The sequence below is a fragment of the Microvirga rosea genome, from assembly GCF_020595095.1.
Taxonomy (GTDB): domain Bacteria; phylum Pseudomonadota; class Alphaproteobacteria; order Rhizobiales; family Beijerinckiaceae; genus Microvirga; species Microvirga rosea.
The window spans coordinates 592,489-609,776 of the sequence record NZ_JAJDOP010000002.1 but is presented as its reverse complement, the minus strand read 5'-3'; the positions used below and the strand labels follow the sequence as shown (position 1 = coordinate 609,776).

At 63.6% G+C, this 17,288-nt stretch carries 19 protein-coding genes and 1 riboswitch; of the genes, 7 read left to right on the top strand and 12 right to left on the bottom strand.

Annotated features, from left to right (window positions below; translation table 11 throughout):
- Positions 1 to 57: 57 nt before the first annotated feature.
- The 9 genes from LJD17_RS07300 to coxB all read right to left on the bottom strand — a co-directional run bounded on the left by LJD17_RS07300 (position 58) and on the right by coxB (position 7,344).
- Entirely contained in the window at positions 58 to 591 is a 534-nt protein-coding gene (locus tag LJD17_RS07300; protein ID WP_227383485.1) for a GNAT family N-acetyltransferase, read from the bottom strand.
- Between the two features lie 198 nt (positions 592 to 789).
- The gene (locus LJD17_RS07295; RefSeq protein WP_227383484.1) at positions 790 to 1,569 is read right to left on the bottom strand and encodes an SURF1 family protein; all 780 of its coding nucleotides are present in this window, start codon (positions 1,567 to 1,569) and stop codon (positions 790 to 792) included.
- Complete coding sequence (locus LJD17_RS07290) at positions 1,566 to 1,937, bottom strand: DUF983 domain-containing protein (RefSeq protein WP_227383483.1); 372 nt, start codon at positions 1,935 to 1,937, stop codon at positions 1,566 to 1,568. The genes LJD17_RS07295 and LJD17_RS07290 overlap by 4 nt, the downstream gene beginning before the upstream one ends.
- Before the next feature lie 120 nt (positions 1,938 to 2,057).
- Entirely contained in the window at positions 2,058 to 2,918 is an 861-nt protein-coding gene (locus LJD17_RS07285) for a cytochrome c oxidase subunit 3 (RefSeq protein WP_227383482.1), read from the bottom strand.
- Between the two features lie 66 nt (positions 2,919 to 2,984).
- Positions 2,985 to 3,578, bottom strand: a complete 594-nt coding sequence (locus LJD17_RS07280; RefSeq protein WP_227383481.1) for a cytochrome c oxidase assembly protein — start codon at positions 3,576 to 3,578, stop codon at positions 2,985 to 2,987.
- A 14-nt stretch (positions 3,579 to 3,592) separates the two neighbouring features.
- Positions 3,593 to 3,748 (bottom strand): hypothetical protein, encoded by a 156-nt coding sequence (locus tag LJD17_RS07275; RefSeq protein WP_227383480.1) that lies wholly within the window; start codon positions 3,746 to 3,748, stop codon positions 3,593 to 3,595.
- Positions 3,749 to 3,752: 4 nt separating this feature from the next.
- On the bottom strand, positions 3,753 to 4,709 hold the full coding sequence (locus LJD17_RS07270) for a heme o synthase (protein WP_227383479.1): 957 nt from the start codon (positions 4,707 to 4,709) through the stop codon (positions 3,753 to 3,755).
- A gap of 125 nt (positions 4,710 to 4,834) precedes the next feature.
- Positions 4,835 to 6,454 carry a cytochrome c oxidase subunit I gene (ctaD, locus tag LJD17_RS07265; protein WP_227383478.1) on the bottom strand — a complete coding sequence of 540 codons (1,620 nt, stop codon included), beginning with the start codon at positions 6,452 to 6,454 and terminating at the stop codon, positions 4,835 to 4,837.
- 32 nt (positions 6,455 to 6,486) lie between these two features.
- The gene (gene coxB, locus LJD17_RS07260) at positions 6,487 to 7,344 is read right to left on the bottom strand and encodes a cytochrome c oxidase subunit II (protein WP_227383477.1); all 858 of its coding nucleotides are present in this window, start codon (positions 7,342 to 7,344) and stop codon (positions 6,487 to 6,489) included.
- Positions 7,345 to 7,644: 300 nt separating this feature from the next.
- On the opposite strand from coxB, the gene LJD17_RS07255 reads away from it, so the two are divergent.
- Both LJD17_RS07255 and LJD17_RS07250 read left to right on the top strand, forming a co-directional pair.
- Positions 7,645 to 8,181: an invasion associated locus B family protein gene (locus LJD17_RS07255; RefSeq protein WP_406600769.1), complete on the top strand. Its 537-nt coding sequence runs from the start codon at positions 7,645 to 7,647 to the stop codon at positions 8,179 to 8,181.
- 35 nt (positions 8,182 to 8,216) lie between these two features.
- Positions 8,217 to 8,807, top strand: a complete 591-nt coding sequence (locus LJD17_RS07250) for a type 2 periplasmic-binding domain-containing protein (protein WP_227383476.1) — start codon at positions 8,217 to 8,219, stop codon at positions 8,805 to 8,807.
- Positions 8,808 to 8,943: 136 nt separating this feature from the next.
- Here LJD17_RS07250 and LJD17_RS07245 read toward each other — a convergent pair whose 3' ends face one another.
- The 3 genes from LJD17_RS07245 to LJD17_RS07235 form a co-directional block, all read right to left on the bottom strand.
- Positions 8,944 to 9,348, bottom strand: coding sequence for a VOC family protein (locus LJD17_RS07245; protein WP_227383475.1), 405 nt, complete (start codon positions 9,346 to 9,348; stop codon positions 8,944 to 8,946).
- Positions 9,349 to 9,450: 102 nt separating this feature from the next.
- Positions 9,451 to 9,990 carry a glyoxalase superfamily protein gene (locus LJD17_RS07240; protein WP_227383474.1) on the bottom strand — a complete coding sequence of 180 codons (540 nt, stop codon included), beginning with the start codon at positions 9,988 to 9,990 and terminating at the stop codon, positions 9,451 to 9,453.
- Between the two features lie 191 nt (positions 9,991 to 10,181).
- Positions 10,182 to 11,489 (bottom strand): hemolysin family protein, encoded by a 1,308-nt coding sequence (locus LJD17_RS07235; RefSeq protein WP_227383473.1) that lies wholly within the window; start codon positions 11,487 to 11,489, stop codon positions 10,182 to 10,184.
- Between the two features lie 169 nt (positions 11,490 to 11,658).
- Positions 11,659 to 11,749: riboswitch (glycine riboswitch) on the top strand.
- A 157-nt stretch (positions 11,750 to 11,906) separates the two neighbouring features.
- Between LJD17_RS07235 and gcvT the strand changes: the two genes are divergently transcribed.
- Genes gcvT through gcvPB form a run of 5 tightly spaced genes read left to right on the top strand, consistent with a single transcriptional unit; the run spans position 11,907 to position 16,943 of the window.
- A complete protein-coding gene (gcvT, locus tag LJD17_RS07230) occupies positions 11,907 to 13,055 on the top strand; it encodes a glycine cleavage system aminomethyltransferase GcvT (RefSeq protein ID WP_227383472.1) in 1,149 nt (382 codons plus the stop codon).
- A 19-nt stretch (positions 13,056 to 13,074) separates the two neighbouring features.
- A complete protein-coding gene (gene gcvH / locus LJD17_RS07225; protein WP_227383471.1) occupies positions 13,075 to 13,449 on the top strand; it encodes a glycine cleavage system protein GcvH in 375 nt (124 codons plus the stop codon).
- A gap of 13 nt (positions 13,450 to 13,462) precedes the next feature.
- Complete coding sequence (locus tag LJD17_RS07220; RefSeq protein WP_227383470.1) at positions 13,463 to 13,939, top strand: OsmC family protein; 477 nt, start codon at positions 13,463 to 13,465, stop codon at positions 13,937 to 13,939.
- Between the two features lie 17 nt (positions 13,940 to 13,956).
- Positions 13,957 to 15,297 carry an aminomethyl-transferring glycine dehydrogenase subunit GcvPA gene (gene gcvPA / locus LJD17_RS07215; RefSeq protein ID WP_227383469.1) on the top strand — a complete coding sequence of 447 codons (1,341 nt, stop codon included), beginning with the start codon at positions 13,957 to 13,959 and terminating at the stop codon, positions 15,295 to 15,297.
- Positions 15,297 to 16,943, top strand: coding sequence for an aminomethyl-transferring glycine dehydrogenase subunit GcvPB (gcvPB, locus tag LJD17_RS07210; RefSeq protein ID WP_227383468.1), 1,647 nt, complete (start codon positions 15,297 to 15,299; stop codon positions 16,941 to 16,943). The genes gcvPA and gcvPB overlap by 1 nt, the downstream gene beginning before the upstream one ends.
- The last annotated feature ends 345 nt before the right edge of the window (positions 16,944 to 17,288 follow it).

Below are 17,288 nucleotides of genomic sequence, written 5' to 3'. Positions count from 1 at the left end.
TGGCCGGACATTAGGTGCCGCAGCCGGTCAGGACAAGCCATAACCGGCTACGGCCCCTCAGACCTTCAGCCGCGCCATGGCGTAGGCGTCCACGAAGCGGCCTGCGCGGAAGGCGTAGTTGCGGTGGAGGCCTTCCCGTTCGAACCCGGACCGCTCATAGAGAGCAATGGCCGGCCCATTGTCCGTGTAAACGGTCAGCTCGACCCGTTTCAGGCCGAGCCAATCGTCCGCCATCGCCAGGATTTCCCGCAGCATCCGGGTGCCGATGCCGCGGCCTTGGAAATCGTCGTGAACCCCGAGCCCCAGCATTCCGGCATGCGCCCGGCGTCCGGGGAAGCTCGTGATGCCGCCGCTTGCGACGATACGGCCTTCCAGCACGGCCACGAGGTTGAGATCTCCGGGGGCGCGGCTCTCGAGCCATTTGCGGGTGGCCTCCGGGGGCTGATGCGGCATGCGCAGGGTTCCCCAGCGAAAGCCGGGAAGATTCGCCATCGCGTTGATTCCTTCCGCATCGTCGCTGCGGGCCGCACGAATGACGATCTGGTTTGGATCGATGGCCGGATGGGAAGAGGGACTGGGTTCAGGTTTCATAACGCTCTCCTTGGAAAAGGCGGAGGCGAACTGAACCATCAAGCCCTGCTCGTCTCCGCAGGGCTCAGGACGATCACGCTCTTACGAACGCACAACCGCTCCCGCGCGCCCTGCAAGGCGCGTCGTAAGGCTGGCCATGGTCATCACGAGTGTGAACATGCCGCAAGGCTAAGGCAGGTCTCTCACAATGCCAAGCCGTCAGCGCGCCGAAGCCGCTGATTCGGCCGGTAGGGGATGGAAGCGCCGCCATGCGAAGGCCGCGAAGACCCCCACGAGCGTGAGGGCGATTCCGAACCAGGTCACCGCATATTGCAGATGATTATTGGGCAGTTCGAGCCGGATCTGGCCGCCTTTCGGCCAACCGCCGGGATTGGGCGTCGCATCCGCCTCGACATAGAAGGGAGCGACCCGGTCGAGGGCGTGCGCCTTCGCAATGGACTGCGGGTCCCGGGCGAACCAGGCCTTCTTCTCCGGGCTGTCGGCGGGGGTGAACATGTTGCGCTCTTCAGGCGCCCGTACCAGGCCGGTGACCGTGGTCTCCCCCTTGGGCTGACTTTGCGGGCGCGTGGCGGGATCCTTCAGCTCCATCGGGACGAAGCCGCGATTGATCATGACGATCGCCCCATCCGGGAGGCGCAGCGGCGTCATGAGGTAGTAGCCCTGCGCGGAGGACCCGCCGGGTGCGGCAGGCGCAAGGCCGTAAACAGGAGTCTCCGCTTCGTTCAGGAGGGTGCCCGTGACCTTAACCTTGCGGAACTCGTCGTCCTTGGACTGCCAGCGACCCCATTCAGCCTCCGGCACGATGGCGCCGGCCTCTCCATAGGCGCGTGACTGGATCTGGGCGATGAGCCCTTCCTTCCAGGCTCTGCGCTGAAGTTGCCAGGTCCCGAGGCCGATCAGGATCGCGAGGGCCACAAGGGTCGCAAGGCCGGGAACGATCAGAGTGCGAACAGGATGCGGAGCGGCCGTCTGAGTCACTTCTGGAGGCGTCCTTCCTCGGCCTTGTTGTGATACTGCAATGCCACCATGACGCCCTTGAGCGGGCGAACCAGAACCATGCTGAGTACGATCGAGAGGCTGAACCACATCACGAGATGAAGCCAGATCGGCGGCTCGAAAGTAAACTCCACCCACAGGGCCAGGGCAACGACGACGATGCCGACGATGGACATGACGAAAAAGGCGGGCCCGTCCGCCGTGTCGGCGAAGGCATAGTCGAGACCGCACACTTCACAGGACGGGCGCAGGGTCAGATAGCCGTTGAACAAATGCCCCTTGCCGCAGCGCGGGCAGCGCCCCGCAAGGCCGGCCAGGGTAGGATTGGGACGGACGATGTCCTGCGCCACGGTTCTTCTCCCGATTGCATTCCGTTCAGGAAGGGGCGAGCCCCCCACACATAGGCGCCGGGCCACAAAAGCGAAGGGCGGCTTGTCGCCGCCCCCGCCGAATCCAAAGTATCCTGCCGGTCAGTGGCCGGCGGCGTGGCCGCCGAAGCCCCACACATAGATGGCGGCGAAGAGGAACAGCCACACCACGTCGACGAAGTGCCAGTACCAGGCGGCGAACTCAAAGCCGAGGTGCTGCTTGGGCGTGAAGTCGCCCCGATAGGTGCGCAGCAGGCAGACGGCGAGGAAGATCGTGCCGATGATCACATGGGCGCCGTGGAAGCCCGTGGCCATGAAGAACGTCGCGCCGTAGATGTTGCCTTTGAAGCCGAAGGCGGCATGGCTGTACTCGTAGGCCTGGAGCGAGGTGAAGATCATGCCCAGGATGACCGTCAGCCACAGGCCGGCCTTCAGGCCCTTGCGGTCGTTCTCCAGCAGCGCGTGGTGCGCCCAGGTGACGGTGGTGCCGGAGGTCAGCAGGATCAGCGTGTTCAGGAGCGGCAGGTGCCAGGGATCGAAGGTCTCGATGCCCTTGGGAGGCCAGACGCCGCCGAGCGCTTCCGTACGGGCGTACTGAATGGCCTCGTTCGGAAAAAGCGCCACGTCGAAATAGGCCCAAAACCAGGCGACGAAGAACATCACCTCGGAGGCGATGAACATCATCATGCCGTAGCGGTGATGGAGCTGGACGACGCGGGTGTGGGAATGCCCGTCGTTCGCCTCGCGGATGACGTCGGACCACCAGCTGATCATGGTGTAGAGAACACCGATGATGCCGGCTCCGAAGATGTAGGCGCCGATATGCATGCCGGCGACCGGGATGTCCTTCCACCAGGTGACAAAGCCGGACGCCATCACGAAGGCGCTGAACGCGCCGACGAGCGGCCACGGGCTCGGGTCGACAAGGTGGTAATCGTGATGTTTGGCGTGGGCCTCGGCCATTCGTATCGTCTCCGTGCCTCGAAGGTGTCTCGCTTTAAGACGTTTCCGTCCAGCTTGTCACGTCTCTTATTGAACGATGGGGTTCTTGGGTGAAGTTGCGACCTCCGCTACCGGCTTGCCCCCTTTGGAGGGGAAGTAGGTATAGGAGAGGGTGATCGAGCTGAGGTCCTTCACGTCGGAATCCTGCAGGATGCGGGGATCCACATAGAAGACCACGGCGGATTCGATGGTTTCGCCCGGCTGCAGGGTCTGCTCCGTGAAGCAGAAGCATTCGAGCTTCGAGAAATAGCTGCCGGCAAGGTCGGGCTGGACGTTATACGTGGCGATCCCGGTGGTCGGCTTGTCGCCCGCATTAGTGACTTTGTAGAGAACCGTGGTGGTTTCTCCGAGCTTCACCTTGATTTCCGGCTTTTCCGGCGCAAAGCGCCAATTCAGGCCCGGCGCCACGTTGGAATCGAACCGGATGGCGATCTCCCGGTCGAGAACCTGAGAATCGTTGGCGGTGCGGATGCTGGGAGTTCCGTCGAACCCTGTCGCCTTGCAGAACAGGTCGTAGAGCGGCACGGATGCGTAGGCGAGGCCGATCATACCGACCGCAGCTGCCGCGCAACCCACGACGGTGCGGCGGATGTTGCGCTGGATATGGGGGGCTTCGCTCATCGTTCCCTCGACCGTTACAGGGCGCGCTGCAGGACGGCGACGCCCAGCTTTGCGATGGTGACGATGTAGAAGAACAGGACCAGGGCGCCGAGGGTCAGACCCAGCGCGATGGAGCGCTTGCGACGGCGCTTCTGCTCTTCGGGGCTCAAGGTTTGGGGACGTTGTGCCATGAGGTTACCCGAACACCGGCCGGAAGAACCCGAGCCCATGCTCCGCCAGCAGCGTCGCAAAAAGCAGGAAGAGATAGAGAATCGAGAAGCCGAACAATTGCTGCGCGACCCGCATGGCCGGCTCGCCCTTCCGCAGGCGGAAGACCTGATAGGCCAGGGCCAGCATCACGAGGCCTCCCACCGTGCCGACGATCGCGTAGGCGAGACCGCCGAACCCGAAGGCGACGGGGGCGAGGCCGAGGGGTGCCAGAAGAAGGGTGTAGGCGAGGATCTGACGCCGGGTGGAATCGGGACCCGCCACGTTCGGCATCATCGGAATGCCGGCGCGCTCGTAATCACCGGACTTCACCAGGGCGAGGGCCCAGAAATGCGGCGGGGTCCAGATGAAGATGATCGCGAAGAGAATGATGCTTTCCCAGCCCACATGGCCGGTCACCGCGGCCTGAGCCACCACGGGCGGAAGAGCGCCGGCGGCGCCGCCGATCACGATGTTCTGCGGCGTGGAGCGCTTCAGCCACATGGAATAGACGACGGCGTAGAAGAAGATCGTGAAGGCCAGAAGCGCCGCCGCGAGCCAGTTGGTCACGAGGCCCAGCACGATCACGGAACCCGCAGCCAGGGTCATGCCGAAGGCCAGGGCCTCGCCCGGCTGGATCTTGCCTGCCGGGATGGGGCGCTTGCGGGTGCGGGTCATGACGGCGTCGATATCCGCGTCCCACCACATGTTGAGGCAGCCGGACGCGCCGCCGCCGATGGCGATCATGAGAAGCGCCGCGAACGCCACCACCGGATGCGTGTTCGGATGCACCACGACCATGCCGACAAGGGCCGTAAAAACGACCAGGAACATGACGCGGGGCTTCAGGAGGGCAAAAAAATCGGACACGTCACCCTGGGAAATGCCCGCGGTGACGAGGCGCTCGCCGGAGGTGTCGGTCAGACTGTTGGATACCATGCTCATTACGATGATCTCTCACGAGCCCGGATCGATCCTGCGGCTCTTCGATATCAACTCCTCGCCGGAGAGCTTGGGTCCAAGCCCTCGGGGGAGGAGCGGGCGGTCCCAGGACCGCCCGGCTTCGGTTTTTAGTGACCCGTGTCGGCGATGCGCGGCAGGGTCTCGAACTGGTGGAACGGGGGCGGCGAGGGCAGCGTCCATTCCAGGGTCGTCGCACCTTCGCCCCACGGATTGCCAGCAGCCTTTTCCTTGCGGACGAAGGCGGTGATCACACCGAAGATGAAGATGAAGAGACCGGCGAAGAAGATGTAGGCGCCGATCGACGACACGAGGTTCCAGCCCGCGAAGGCGTCCGGATAATCCGCATAGCGGCGCGGCATGCCGGAGAGACCGAGGAAGTGCATCGGGAAGAACAGCACGTTGGAGCCGATGAACGCGACCCAGAAGTGCAGCTTGCCGATCCATTCCGGCATCACGTAGCCGGTGATCTTCGGGAACCAGTAGTACATGCCGGCGAAGATCACGAACACGGCGCCGAGCGACAGCACGTAGTGGAAGTGGGCCACCACGTAATAGGTGTCGTGCATGTAGCGGTCGACGGGCGCATTCGCCAGGACGACGCCGGTGACGCCGCCCACGGTGAACAGGAACACGAAGCCGACGGCCCAGTGCATGGCGGCCGTGAAGCGGATGGAGCCGCCCCACATGGTGGCGATCCAGGAGAAGATCTTCACGCCCGTCGGAACCGCGATCACCATGGTGGCGAACACGAAATAGGCCTGGGTCTGAAGCGAGAGGCCCACCGTGAACATGTGGTGCGCCCACACGACGAAGCCGACCACGCCGATCGCCACCATGGCGTAGGCCATGCCGAGATAGCCGAAGATCGGCTTCTTGGAGAAGGTGGAGATGATGTGGCTGACGATGCCGAAGGCCGGCAGGATCATGATGTACACTTCGGGGTGGCCGAAGAACCAGAACAGGTGCTGGTAGAGGATCGGGTCACCGCCGCCGGCCGGATCGAAGAAGGTCGTGCCGAAGTTACGGTCGGTCAGCAGCATCGTGATGGCGCCGGCGAGAACCGGGAGCGACAGGAGCAGCAGGAAGGCCGTGACGAGCATCGCCCAAGCGAACAGCGGCATCTTGTGCAGCGTCATGCCGGGAGCGCGCATGTTCAGGATAGTGGTGATGAAGTTGATCGCGCCCAGGATCGAGGCCGCACCGGCGAGGTGCAGGGCCAGAATGCCGAAGTCCAGGGCCGGACCGGGGTGACCCACGGTCGAGAGCGGCGGGTACACCGTCCAGCCGCCGCCGAAGCCCAAGGATCCCGGCGCGCCTTCGACGAAGAGGGAGCAGAGCAGGAGGCCGAAGGCCGAAACGGTGAGCCAGTACGAGATGTTGTTCATCCGCGGAAAGGCCATGTCGGGCGCGCCGATCATCAGCGGCACGAACCAGTTGCCGAAGCCGCCGATAAGGGTCGGCATCACCATGAAGAACACCATGATGAGGCCGTGACCCGTCACGAGGACGTTGAAGGTCTGCGGATTGGAGAAGAACTGCAGTTCGGGCTGCTGCAGCTCCAGGCGCATCAGGATGGAGAGAATTCCGCCCACGATGCCGGCCGTGAAGCCGAAGATGAAATAGAGCGTTCCGATGTCCTTATGGTTCGTCGAATAGAACCACCGGCGCCAGAAGCTCGGAAGATGATCGTGGTGATCCGCGTGAGCGGCATCAGCTGCATGTGCCATGATGAGACCTCTGTGGTCCTTCGTTTTTCGAATTACTGTGCAGTCGCAAGCTTGACCGGGGCCGGTCCGTCGACGGAAGCATACTTCTGCTTCGCCTCGGTGAGCCAGGCGGCATATTGCTGCTCGCTCACGACACGGATCGTGATCGGCATGTAGGGATGTCCGTTGCCGCAGAGCTCCGAGCACTGGCCGTGATACACGCCCTCTGCCTCGGCCCGGAACCAGGTTTCGTTGAGGCGGCCCGGGACGGCGTCGACCTTCACGCCGAAGGACGGCATGGCGAAGGAGTGAAGCACGTCGGCGGCGGTGACCTGAACCCGTACGACCTTGTTCACCGGGACCACCATCTCGTTATCGACGGTGAGGAGGCGGGGCTGGCCGGGCTTGAGGTCCTTCGAATCAACCATGTTCGAATCGAACTTGAAGCCGCCGCCCTGATCGGCCGGGTATTCGTAGCCCCAGTACCAGGCATAGCCGGTGGCCTTCACCACCACATCCGCCTGCGGAACCACGAGCTGCTGGCGCAGGAGGCGGAACGACGGGATGGCGATCGCCACGAGGATCAACACCGGAACGATGGTCCAGGCCACCTCAAGCAGCGTATTGTGGGTCGTCCGCGACGGGACCGGGTTCGCCCGCTCGTTGAACCGCATGATGACGACGATGATCAGCGCCAGCACGAAAAGGCAGATCGCCGCAATGAGCCACACCAGGTAGGTATGGAAATTGGACAGGTCCCGTCCGACTTCCGTCACCATGCCCTGCATGCTCGTTTCCCATGGGGAAGGTGCGCCGGTGCCCGCGGCTGCCTCACTTATGCCCAACACAAGTGCGACCGCCGCCGTGGAAAGGGCAGTCACCGATCGAAGTCTCAAGGTCTCGATCCGCATCGGTGTTCCAAAGCTCCTAAAGATGTGATGGCCGGGGGCCACGAAGTGCATCGGGGAGGGCGCGGGCGTGCAAAATGCGGTGCCCGGCCTGCGCCATCACCTTTGATCAGCGTCTATGATCACAGGATGCGCAGGAGCGCAACGGCTCAAGCGTCGCAATTTGTGCGTCATAACCGCCAAATGCGCGATTCCGTGACTCAATATCACGCCTTCCGGGGCCCTCTCGCTTGACATCCCGGCCCTCGGCATGGTCCCAACGGGCCTTAACGGAATGGCGCGGCTTGGCCGCCGCCTTGCAGGATGAAATCGAGGACGGAGGTGCCCGTGAGCGTGTCTCGTTGGTTTGGCCGCGCGGCGGCTGCTGTTCTGGCTCTGCTCGGAGCGGTTTATGCCGATGGAGCCCAGGCCCAGGGCATGGTGAAGAACACGTTCGGCGACTGGCAGATGCGGTGCGAAACGCCCGCGGGTGCCACGAGCGAGCAATGTGCGCTGGTGCAGAACGTGGCCGCCGAAGACCGCCCGAACGTCACTCTCGTGATTATTGTGTTGAAAACCGCCGATGCGAAGAGCCGGCTACTTCGCGTCGTCGCGCCGCTCGGTATCTTGTTACCCTCCGGGCTCGGCCTCAAGATCGACCAGACCGATATCGGCCGGGCCGGCTTCGTGCGCTGCCTGTCGACCGGATGTGTTGCCGAGGTGGTCATGGAAGAGAATCTCGTGAACCAGATGAAGACCGGTCAAACTGCCACCTTCATCGTGTTTCAAACGCCTGAGGAAGGCATCGGCATTCCGGTTTCCCTGAACGGGTTCGGGGCTGGGTTCGACGCGCTACCGTAAGAGTAGCCAGGAAGAGGAAGGGTGGGGGTATCATCATGAGCGGATCGAACGCGAAGGCGCGCCTTGCTCTTGCGGCTCTTGGCCTGTCGGCCCTGGCCGGCTGCGGGGGAGCGCCGGGCGAGGGCGGCTCGTCCTTGGGCAACATGGTCCTTTTCGCAGGGCCGACCGTGCCACCCGCTCAAAAGAAGGTCACGGAGGACGTCTATTGTCCTTCCATCGACATCATGGAAGGCGGTTCCGCGATCCAGGCCTTCGCCGGCGGACGTGTCGGCGATACCGGCGGACTGCGCAGCCAGATCGCCATCAACAACCTTGCCCGTGAATGCTCCGGCCAGCCGGACGGCTCGACGGTGGTCAAGGTCGGCGTCGAGGGCCGCGCCCTTCTCGGGTCGGGCGGCGCCCCCGGCCGCTATGACGTTCCGGTTCAGATCGTCGTCAAGCGGGGCGATACGATCATCGCCAACCGGAGCAAGCGGACGAGCGTGACGATTCCGGCCGGCGACACTCAGGCGAACTTCGCCATCATCGAGGAGGGTATCGTCGTCCCCGCGGCCGAGGCGAACACTTTCGAGATCGAAGTCGGTCTCGGTGGTGGCCACGCCGCTCCCCGCCGCAAGCGGGGCTGACGGACGACGCGGCCGCCGCACGGCATCGCGGCGCTCCAAAGGCGGCGATTCTCAGGCGGGATCGGACGACGACAGATTTCAAGACATGACAAAGCCCCGGCAAGGCGTGACCGTCTCGCCGGGGCTTTGCCGTCGACTAGGGACGGCCGTCCGTGAACTGCACGAGGTCCCACCGATTTCCATAGAGATCCTCGAAGACGGCGACGATTCCGTATGGGGCTTCTTTCGGCGGTCGGACAAACGAAATGCCGGCCCCGACCATGGCCCGGTAGTCTCGCTGGAAATCGTCGGTCCGCAAAAACAGGAAAATGCGGCCTCCGGCCTGGTTGCCGATGAATTTCTCCTGTTCAGGGGAGGAGGCCCGGGCCAGGAGCAAGGATGTCTGCCCATCGCCCGGCGGTTTCACCACGACCCAGCGCTTATCCTGCTCCGGCTGATAGGTGTCCTCGACCAGCTCGAAGTGCAGCTTATCGACATAGAACGCGATGGCTTCGTCGTAATCCCTCACCACGAGGGCGATATGGGCGATGCTCTGCTTCATGGTGTTCCCACTTCCCGCCGGGCCCGGTTCTTTATTCCTGGCATTGGAATTCCAGATCCGCAGCTTCGGTCAAGCCGCACACGGGCTCTCATCGGCCATAGGTCAGCGTCGCGGTGGCTCGCAGAACCTGATGTTGTTGCTGAACGGATCCGTTACCGTCATGACCGTTCCCCAGGCGGCCTCCTCCAGGCCCGGCCGCATGTTGGGATAGTGCTTGTCTGCCAGTTCCCTTTGGTAATGCCGCACCCCGCGCATCGTGACGTAAACCGTGGAGCCGGGAGTTGCGTCCCCGTGGTGGCCGCTCAGATGCAGGGTCAGGCCCGAACGTGAAACCTGTGCATAGAGAGGGAAGTCGGGCCCGAAACGATGCTCCCAGTCGAGAGTGAAGCCGAGGAAACCCACGTAGAACGCCTTGGCTTTCTCCTCATCGAAGATCCGAAGAATCGGAGCCGTTTGCTCGAAGCGGATCTCCGGCTTCGAAGGGGAGGCATCGATCCTGGCGGCGAGCACGTTCCAGTTCTCAAGGCCGAACTGCTTGGCGACGATCTCGAGGGCTTCACTGTGGGTAATGGGGCACTGGCGGTCTTTCAGGGCCGTCCTGAGAGCTGTCGCCATGACCTTTGCATCATGAAAAGTGCGCATCGACTCATCCTTCGCGATGGCGAACGAGGACAATCAGAGCTCGCATTGCTGATGCGTTCGCCATTCAATGAGGATTGAGTGAGACGCTTTCCGATACATTCACCACACCCGGGAGGGCGCGAGCGGCAGGCCGTATCCACCTGATGCCAAGCTACAGATCGGATGGCCGGGAGGCAATATGGCTGGATCCGTCAGGAGAGCGGCGCGACCGCGCCGGCGCGTTGAGCCAGCGGATGGGCGATGACCTTGTCGATCCGGCGGCCGTCGAGGTCGACGACCTCGAACCGCCAGCCGTAGGCGTCCACGTGCTCGCCGGTGTTCGGCAGGTGTTGAATCTCGCTGATCACAAGGCCGCCGACCGTGTGATAAGTCCGGTTCTCCGGAAGGGCGATTGCCAGCACTTCGGCCATTTCGTCGACCGGCATGGATCCGGACAGGAGCCAGGAGCCGTCCTCGCGGCGGACCGCGTCGGGCTCGGGTTCCTCACCATCTGACCGGAATGCGCCCACGATGGCTTCCAGCGCATCGGCCGGGGTCACGACCCCTTCGAAATGGCCATACTCGTCATGGACCAGGGCCATCGGTATGGCCGAATCCCGGAGCACCGTCAGGGCATCGAGAGCGTCGAGCGTATCCGGGATCACGGGGGCTGTTTTGACGTGCTTGCGGACGTCCAGCTCTTCGCCAGCCAGGATCGCTGCGAGCAGCTCCCGCGATTCGACGACGCCGATCATGTTGTCGGCGCTGCCTTCGCTCACGGGCAGGCGCGAATGGGGGGTCGTCATCAGGGTCTCGCGGATGGCCCCGGGCTCGTCGTCCAGGTCGATCCAATCCACGTCCGTGCGGGGAGTCATGAGAGCCCGGGCCAGCCGGTCGCCGAGGCGAAGCACGCCGCCGATCATGCGGCGCTCTTCTTCCTCGATCACGCCTGCGCTTTCCGCCTCGCCCACCAGCATCTTGATCTCTTCCTCGGTGACGGTGTTGTCACCTTCCGTGTTCGAGCCGAAGAGACTGAAGATCAGGCGGGTCGAGGCATTGAGAAGCCAGACCGCCGGAGCCGCAACCTTTGAGACCAGCATCATCAAGGGGGCGACGAAACAGGCAATGCTTTCCGGATTCCGGAGGGCGAGCTGCTTGGGGACCAGCTCGCCGACGACGATCGAGAAATAGGTGATCAGGCTGATCACGATGCCATAGCCGAGAGGCTCGGCCGCACCTTGCGGAACCCCGTTGGCGGCCAGGATCTCCGTCAGGCGCCCGCCCAAGGCCGCGCCCGAGAAGGCGCCGGCCAGGATGCCCACGAGGGTGATGCCGATCTGGACCGTGGACAGGAAGCGCCCCGAATCTTCCATGAGAGCCAGGGCCATGGAGGCTCCGGCGCGCCCCTGGTCGGCGAATGTCTTCAAACGGGCCCGGCGGGCGGAAACGATGGCGAGTTCGGAAAGCGCGAAAACCCCGTTGAGGGCGATGAGGACGAATGCGATAACCAGTTCGAGCAACGACGTTCGAAGCCGCCGACCGGTTTGGCCGCGCGTCTCCCCTTCTGTGAGCGATGGCTCTTAGCATGGGGTGTCGCGAGGGTGCCGTCAATTGAGGCGGGAAGCTTCCTGTTGCGGCAGCCTGGTTTATTGACAGGATCGTAAATCCTCTTCAGAGGTGGAGAAGCCGCTGATCCCCGCGGGAGAGACCGGACTTCGCGTCCGGCGCCGAAGGCGCAACCGCCCCGGAAACGCTCAGGCCAAAGGACCGCGCGGGAGCTGGCACTCTGGAAAGTGGCGATGTCGCAAGACATCGCCCACCGACGGGCGTAACCTTGCGCGAAGGCGATAAGGGAAATCTCTCAGGTCTCGGGACAGAGGGGGCGCTAGAACAGGCCTTGAGGGCCTGATGAAACGCGCGCCTTTTGAGGGAATTCCATGGCCGAGCCAGTCCGCGCCGACGAGCCGCTCCTGCAAACTCCGCTCCATGCCGAGCATGTCGCCCTCGGCGCCCGCATGGTGCCCTTCGCGGGCTATGACATGCCGGTGCAGTATCCCTCCGGGATCCTGACCGAGCATAACTGGACCCGCGAGCACGCCGGTTTGTTCGACGTTTCTCACATGGGGCAGGCTTTTCTGGTCGCCGAGGACAAAAGCCACGAAACGGCGGCCCGGGCCATCGAGGCCCTGATTCCCGCCGATGTCGTGAATCTCAAGCCCAACCAGCAGCGCTATTCGCAGCTTCTTTCCGATGAGGGCGGCATCCTCGACGACCTCATGGTGACCCGGGTGGGCGCCCCCGGCCACGAGGGCTGGCTCTATCTGGTGGTCAACGCCTCCATGAAGGAGGCCGATTACGCCCATATCGAAGCCCGGCTTCCGGCCGGGGTTTCCCTGCGCCGGAAGGACGACCTCGGTCTCATGGCTCTCCAGGGTCCGTCCGCGACGGCGGTTCTCGCCAGGAAGGCTCCGCAGGTCTCCGATCTCCCGTTCATGATGTCCGCCGACGTGCAGATCGACGGGATCTGGTGCCACGTTTCCCGGTCCGGCTATACGGGCGAGGACGGCTTCGAGATCTCGTGCAACGGCAAGGACGCACCGACACTCTGGAAGGCGCTCCTGGCCGATCCCGAGGTGAAGCCGATCGGCTTGGGCGCGCGTGATTCGCTGCGTCTCGAGGCGGGCCTGTGCCTTTACGGCCACGATATCGACACCACCACCTCTCCGATCGAGGCCGGCCTGATCTGGTCCATCCAGAAGCGCCGCCGCGAGGAAGGCGGCTTTCCGGGCGCTTCGCGGATCCAGCAGGAGATCAAGGACGGCCCGGCCCGTGTCCGCGTCGGCCTGAAGCCTGAAGGCCGCGCCCCGGCCCGCGAGGGAACCGTCATCACGACGCCCGATGGCCGGGAGGTCGGCATCGTCACGTCGGGCGGCTTCGGTCCGACCGTCAACGGCCCGGTCGCCATGGGCTACGTTTCGAGGGACGTTTCCGCCGTTGGAACGGACCTTCACCTCATGGTGCGCGGCAAGCCGCTGCCGGCCAAGGTCGCCGCCATGCCGTTCGCACCACATCGTTACAAGCGCTGAAATCCAGGGGGATCACTCAATGACCACGCGTTACACCAAGGATCACGAATACATTCGCCTTGAAGGCGATGCCGGTACCGTCGGCATTTCCGACTACGCCCAGCAGCAGCTCGGCGACGTCGTGTTCGTGGAGCTGCCGAGCGTCGGCAAAACGCTCGCCAAGGGCGATGAGGCGGCCGTCGTCGAAAGCGTGAAGGCGGCGAGCGAAGTCTATTCGCCGGTTTCCGGCGAGGTCGTCGAAGTCAATTCCGCTCTCGAGGAGACCCCCGGCACCGTCAATGAGGACCCGGCCGGACGCGGCTGGTTCCTGAAGATCCGCGTGACGAATCCGGGCGAGCTCGACGGCCTCATGACTGAAGAGCAGTACCAGGAATTCGTGAAGTCGATCTCGTAAGAGAGGAAAGCCGATGTCGCACGAATACACGGCCACGGTACGCTGGGAGCGCGGAGAGGGCGAGGCCTTTTCCGACAACCGTTACAGCCGCGCCCATCGCTGGTCTTTCGATGGCGGCATCGCGCTCATGGCCTCGGCATCACCCTCGGTGGTGCCGCTGCCCCTGTCCCGCGAGGACGCGGTCGACCCCGAGGAGGCGTTCATCGCCGCGGTCTCCAGCTGCCACATGCTCACCTTCCTGTCCATCGCGGCCAAGAAGCGGTTCGTTGTGGATCGGTATGAGGACAAGGCCCTCGGGGTGATGGCGCCCAACGAGAAGGGCAAGCTCTTCGTTTCAAAGGTCACGCTCGATCCGGTGATCGAGTTTTCCGGCGAGAAGGTCCCGACTCCGGAGCAGATCGCCGACATGCATCACCTTGCCCACAAGGAATGCTTCATCGCCAATTCCGTGCTCACCGACATCGTGGTGGCGGGCATTCCCTCGCACTAACCAAAGGTTTTCAGCCGATGCGTTATTTGCCTCTCTCCGATACCGATCGCGGCGAAATGCTCGCACGGATCGGGGTCAAGTCCGTTGACGATCTCTTCGCCGACATTCCGAAGGACAAGCTCCTCAAGAACCTCATCGACCTTCCTCGCCGGAAGGGAGAGATGGAGGTGGAGCGGATCCTGTCCCGGATGGCGTCCAGGAACGTCTCCGCCTCGTCCGTTCCGTTCTTCGTCGGCGCCGGCGCCTACAAGCACCATGTGCCGGCGACGGTGGATCACCTGATCCAGCGCTCCGAGTTCCTGACGAGCTACACGCCCTATCAGCCGGAGATCGCTCAGGGCACGCTGCAATACCTCTTCGAGTTCCAGACCCAGGTCGCCGCCCTCACGGGCATGGAAGTCGCCAATGCGTCCATGTACGACGGCTCGACCGGGACGGGTGAAGCGGTCCTGATGGCGCATCGCGTTACCAAGCGCCGCAAGGCCGTTCTGTCCGGCGGGCTTCACCCGCATTATGTGGACGTGGTCAAGACGCTGTCCGACATGGCGAGCGATGACGTCGTGACGCTGGCTCCCGACGTTTCGGCGACGGAAGATCTGCTGGCGCAGATCGACGACAGCGTTTCCTGCGTCGTCGTGCAAACGCCGGACGTTTTCGGCAACGTGCGTGACCTGAAGCCTATCGCCGAAAAGACGCGTCAGCACGGTGCTCTGCTGATCGCCGTGTTTACGGAAGCGGTTTCGCTCGGCCTCGTCCAGTCGCCGGGCAGCCAGGGCGCCGACATCGTCGTCGGCGAAGGTCAGTCCATCGGCAACGCGCTGAATTTCGGCGGGCCTTATGTCGGTCTCTTCGCCGCAAAGTCGAAGTACATCCGTCAGATGCCGGGCCGCCTATGCGGCGAAACCGTCGATGCGGACGGCAACCGTGGCTTCGTGCTGACGCTCTCAACCCGCGAGCAGCATATTCGCCGCGACAAGGCGACATCGAATATCTGCACCAATTCGGGCCTATGCACGCTCGCCTTCACGATTCACATGACGCTCCTCGGCGAGGCCGGCCTGACGCGGCTTGCCCGCATCAACCATGCGAATGCCGTGAAGCTCGCCGATCGGCTGGCAGGCGTGAAGGACGTCGAGGTTCTCAACAAGACCTTCTTCAACGAATTTACCGTGAAGCTGGCAAAGCCCGCGGCTGACGTCGTGGAGCAGCTGGCCGAGAAGGGGGTGCTGGGCGGCGTTCCCGTGTCGCGTCTCCTGCCGGGAGCGGGCCTCGACAATCTGTTGCTGGTCGCTTCCACCGAAGTGAATACCGATGATGACCGCGCGGCCTTCGTGGCCGCCTTGAAGGAGGTTCTGTGATGTTGAACCGCCAGGGACGTCCCTCCGCTCCGCAGGCTCACGGCGTGTCCGATCCTGCCGCCGGCATGGGTGATGAGGCTGCGCGCCTCCAGGGTGATGCCAGCAAGGCCGGTGGCGCTGCGGGTTCTCACCCGACCTTCACGGGAAACAAGGCGTTGGCTCAGATCGAGCCCCTGATCTTCGAGATCGGCCACACGGAAACGACCGGGGTCGATCTGGATGAGCCGGACGCTTTCAAGCCCCGTTTGGGTGGATTGGAGCGCAAGGATGCCATCGGTCTGCCGGGTCTTTCGGAACCGGAGGCCATGCGCCACTACGTGCGCCTGAGCCAGATGAACTACGGCATCGATACGGGCCTCTTTCCGCTCGGCTCCTGCACCATGAAGCACAATGCGCGTCTCAACGAGCGCATGGCGCGCCTGCCGGGCTTCTCGGACGTGCATCCGCTTCAGCCGGTGTCCACCGTCAAAGGTGCTCTCGAGCTGATGAGCGAGCTTGCTCGCTATCTCGTGACCCTCACCAACATGACCACGGTCGCGCTGTCGCCGAAGGCCGGCGCTCATGGAGAGCTCTGCGGCATGATGGCCATCAAGGCCGCCATCGAGGCCCGCGGCGAAGGCAAGACCCGGACCGTCGTTCTGGTTCCAGACTCGGCGCACGGCACCAATCCGGCCACAGCGGCCCTGATCGGCTTTACCGTGAAGCCGGTACCGGCCCGCGAGGACGGCTGGGTGCATGTGGAAGACGTGAAGAAGCTGCTCGGACCTGATGTTGCGGCCATCATGCTCACCAACCCGAACACCTGCGGTCTTTTCGAGAATCAGGTGGCGGAAATCGCAAAGGCGATCCACGACGCCGGCGCCTATTTCTACTGCGACGGCGCGAACTTCAACGCCATCGTCGGCAAGGCGAAGCCCGGCGATCTCGGCGTCGACGCCATGCACATCAACCTGCACAAGACCTTCTCGACGCCGCACGGCGGCGGCGGTCCGGGCTCGGGGCCGGTGGTGCTCTCCGCGCGGCTGGCGCCTTATGCGCCGGTGCCTTTCGTCACCGTGACGGACGGCGGCGAGCCGACCCTCGTGGAGCATGAAGAGGATGCGGCGGAAAAGCCGTTCGGACGCATGACCGCCTTCCATGGCCAGATGGGCATGTATGTACGGGCGCTTTCCTACATGCTGTCCCATGGCTCGGATGGGATGAAGCAGGCGTCCGAGGATGCGGTGCTGAACGCCAACTACATCCGTGCTTCGCTCGCCGACCTGTTCTCTCAGCCCTTCGGCGACAAGCCCTGCATGCACGAGGTGCTTTTCGATGACACCTGGCTGAAGGATACGGGCGTCACGACCCTCGATTTCGCCAAGGCGATGATCGACGAGGGCTACCATCCGATGACCATGTATTTCCCGCTGGTCGTTCATGGCGCGATGCTCATCGAGCCTACGGAATCGGAATCCAAGGCCTCGCTCGATCTCTTCATCGCGACCCTGCGCGATCTTGCGATGGCTGCGAAGAAGGGTGACAAGGATCGCTTCGTCGGCGCTCCGTATCACGCGCCGCGCCGCCGTCTCGATGAAACGCGAGCCGCTCGCACTCCGGTTCTCAAATGGACGCCTCCGGCCCCCGTCGCCGAGGCGGCCGAGTAGGCAAAGTCAGGTCGCAGGAAACTCAAGGAGGCCGGGAGAAATCCCGGCCTTCTTCCTATGAGGGCGGCCTTTCCCTTGCGGCGGCGATCGGTGAACGGAAGAGATATCGCTCCACCCGTCAGTCCGGGGCAGCGCAGCGGAACCCGGAACCCGGAAACGCTAGCGAGGCAGGATAAAGAGCTACGGCAGCCGTTGCGTTCTTTCCGGCCCCTTCAGCGTTTATGGGTTCCGGACTTGCCTGCTGCCATCCGGAATGACGGTGGCGCTCTGTCATTCCGGGGCGAGCAAAGCGAGAGCCCGGAACCCATATCCGCTAACGGTTCGAGATAAGGCACTATGGCAGCC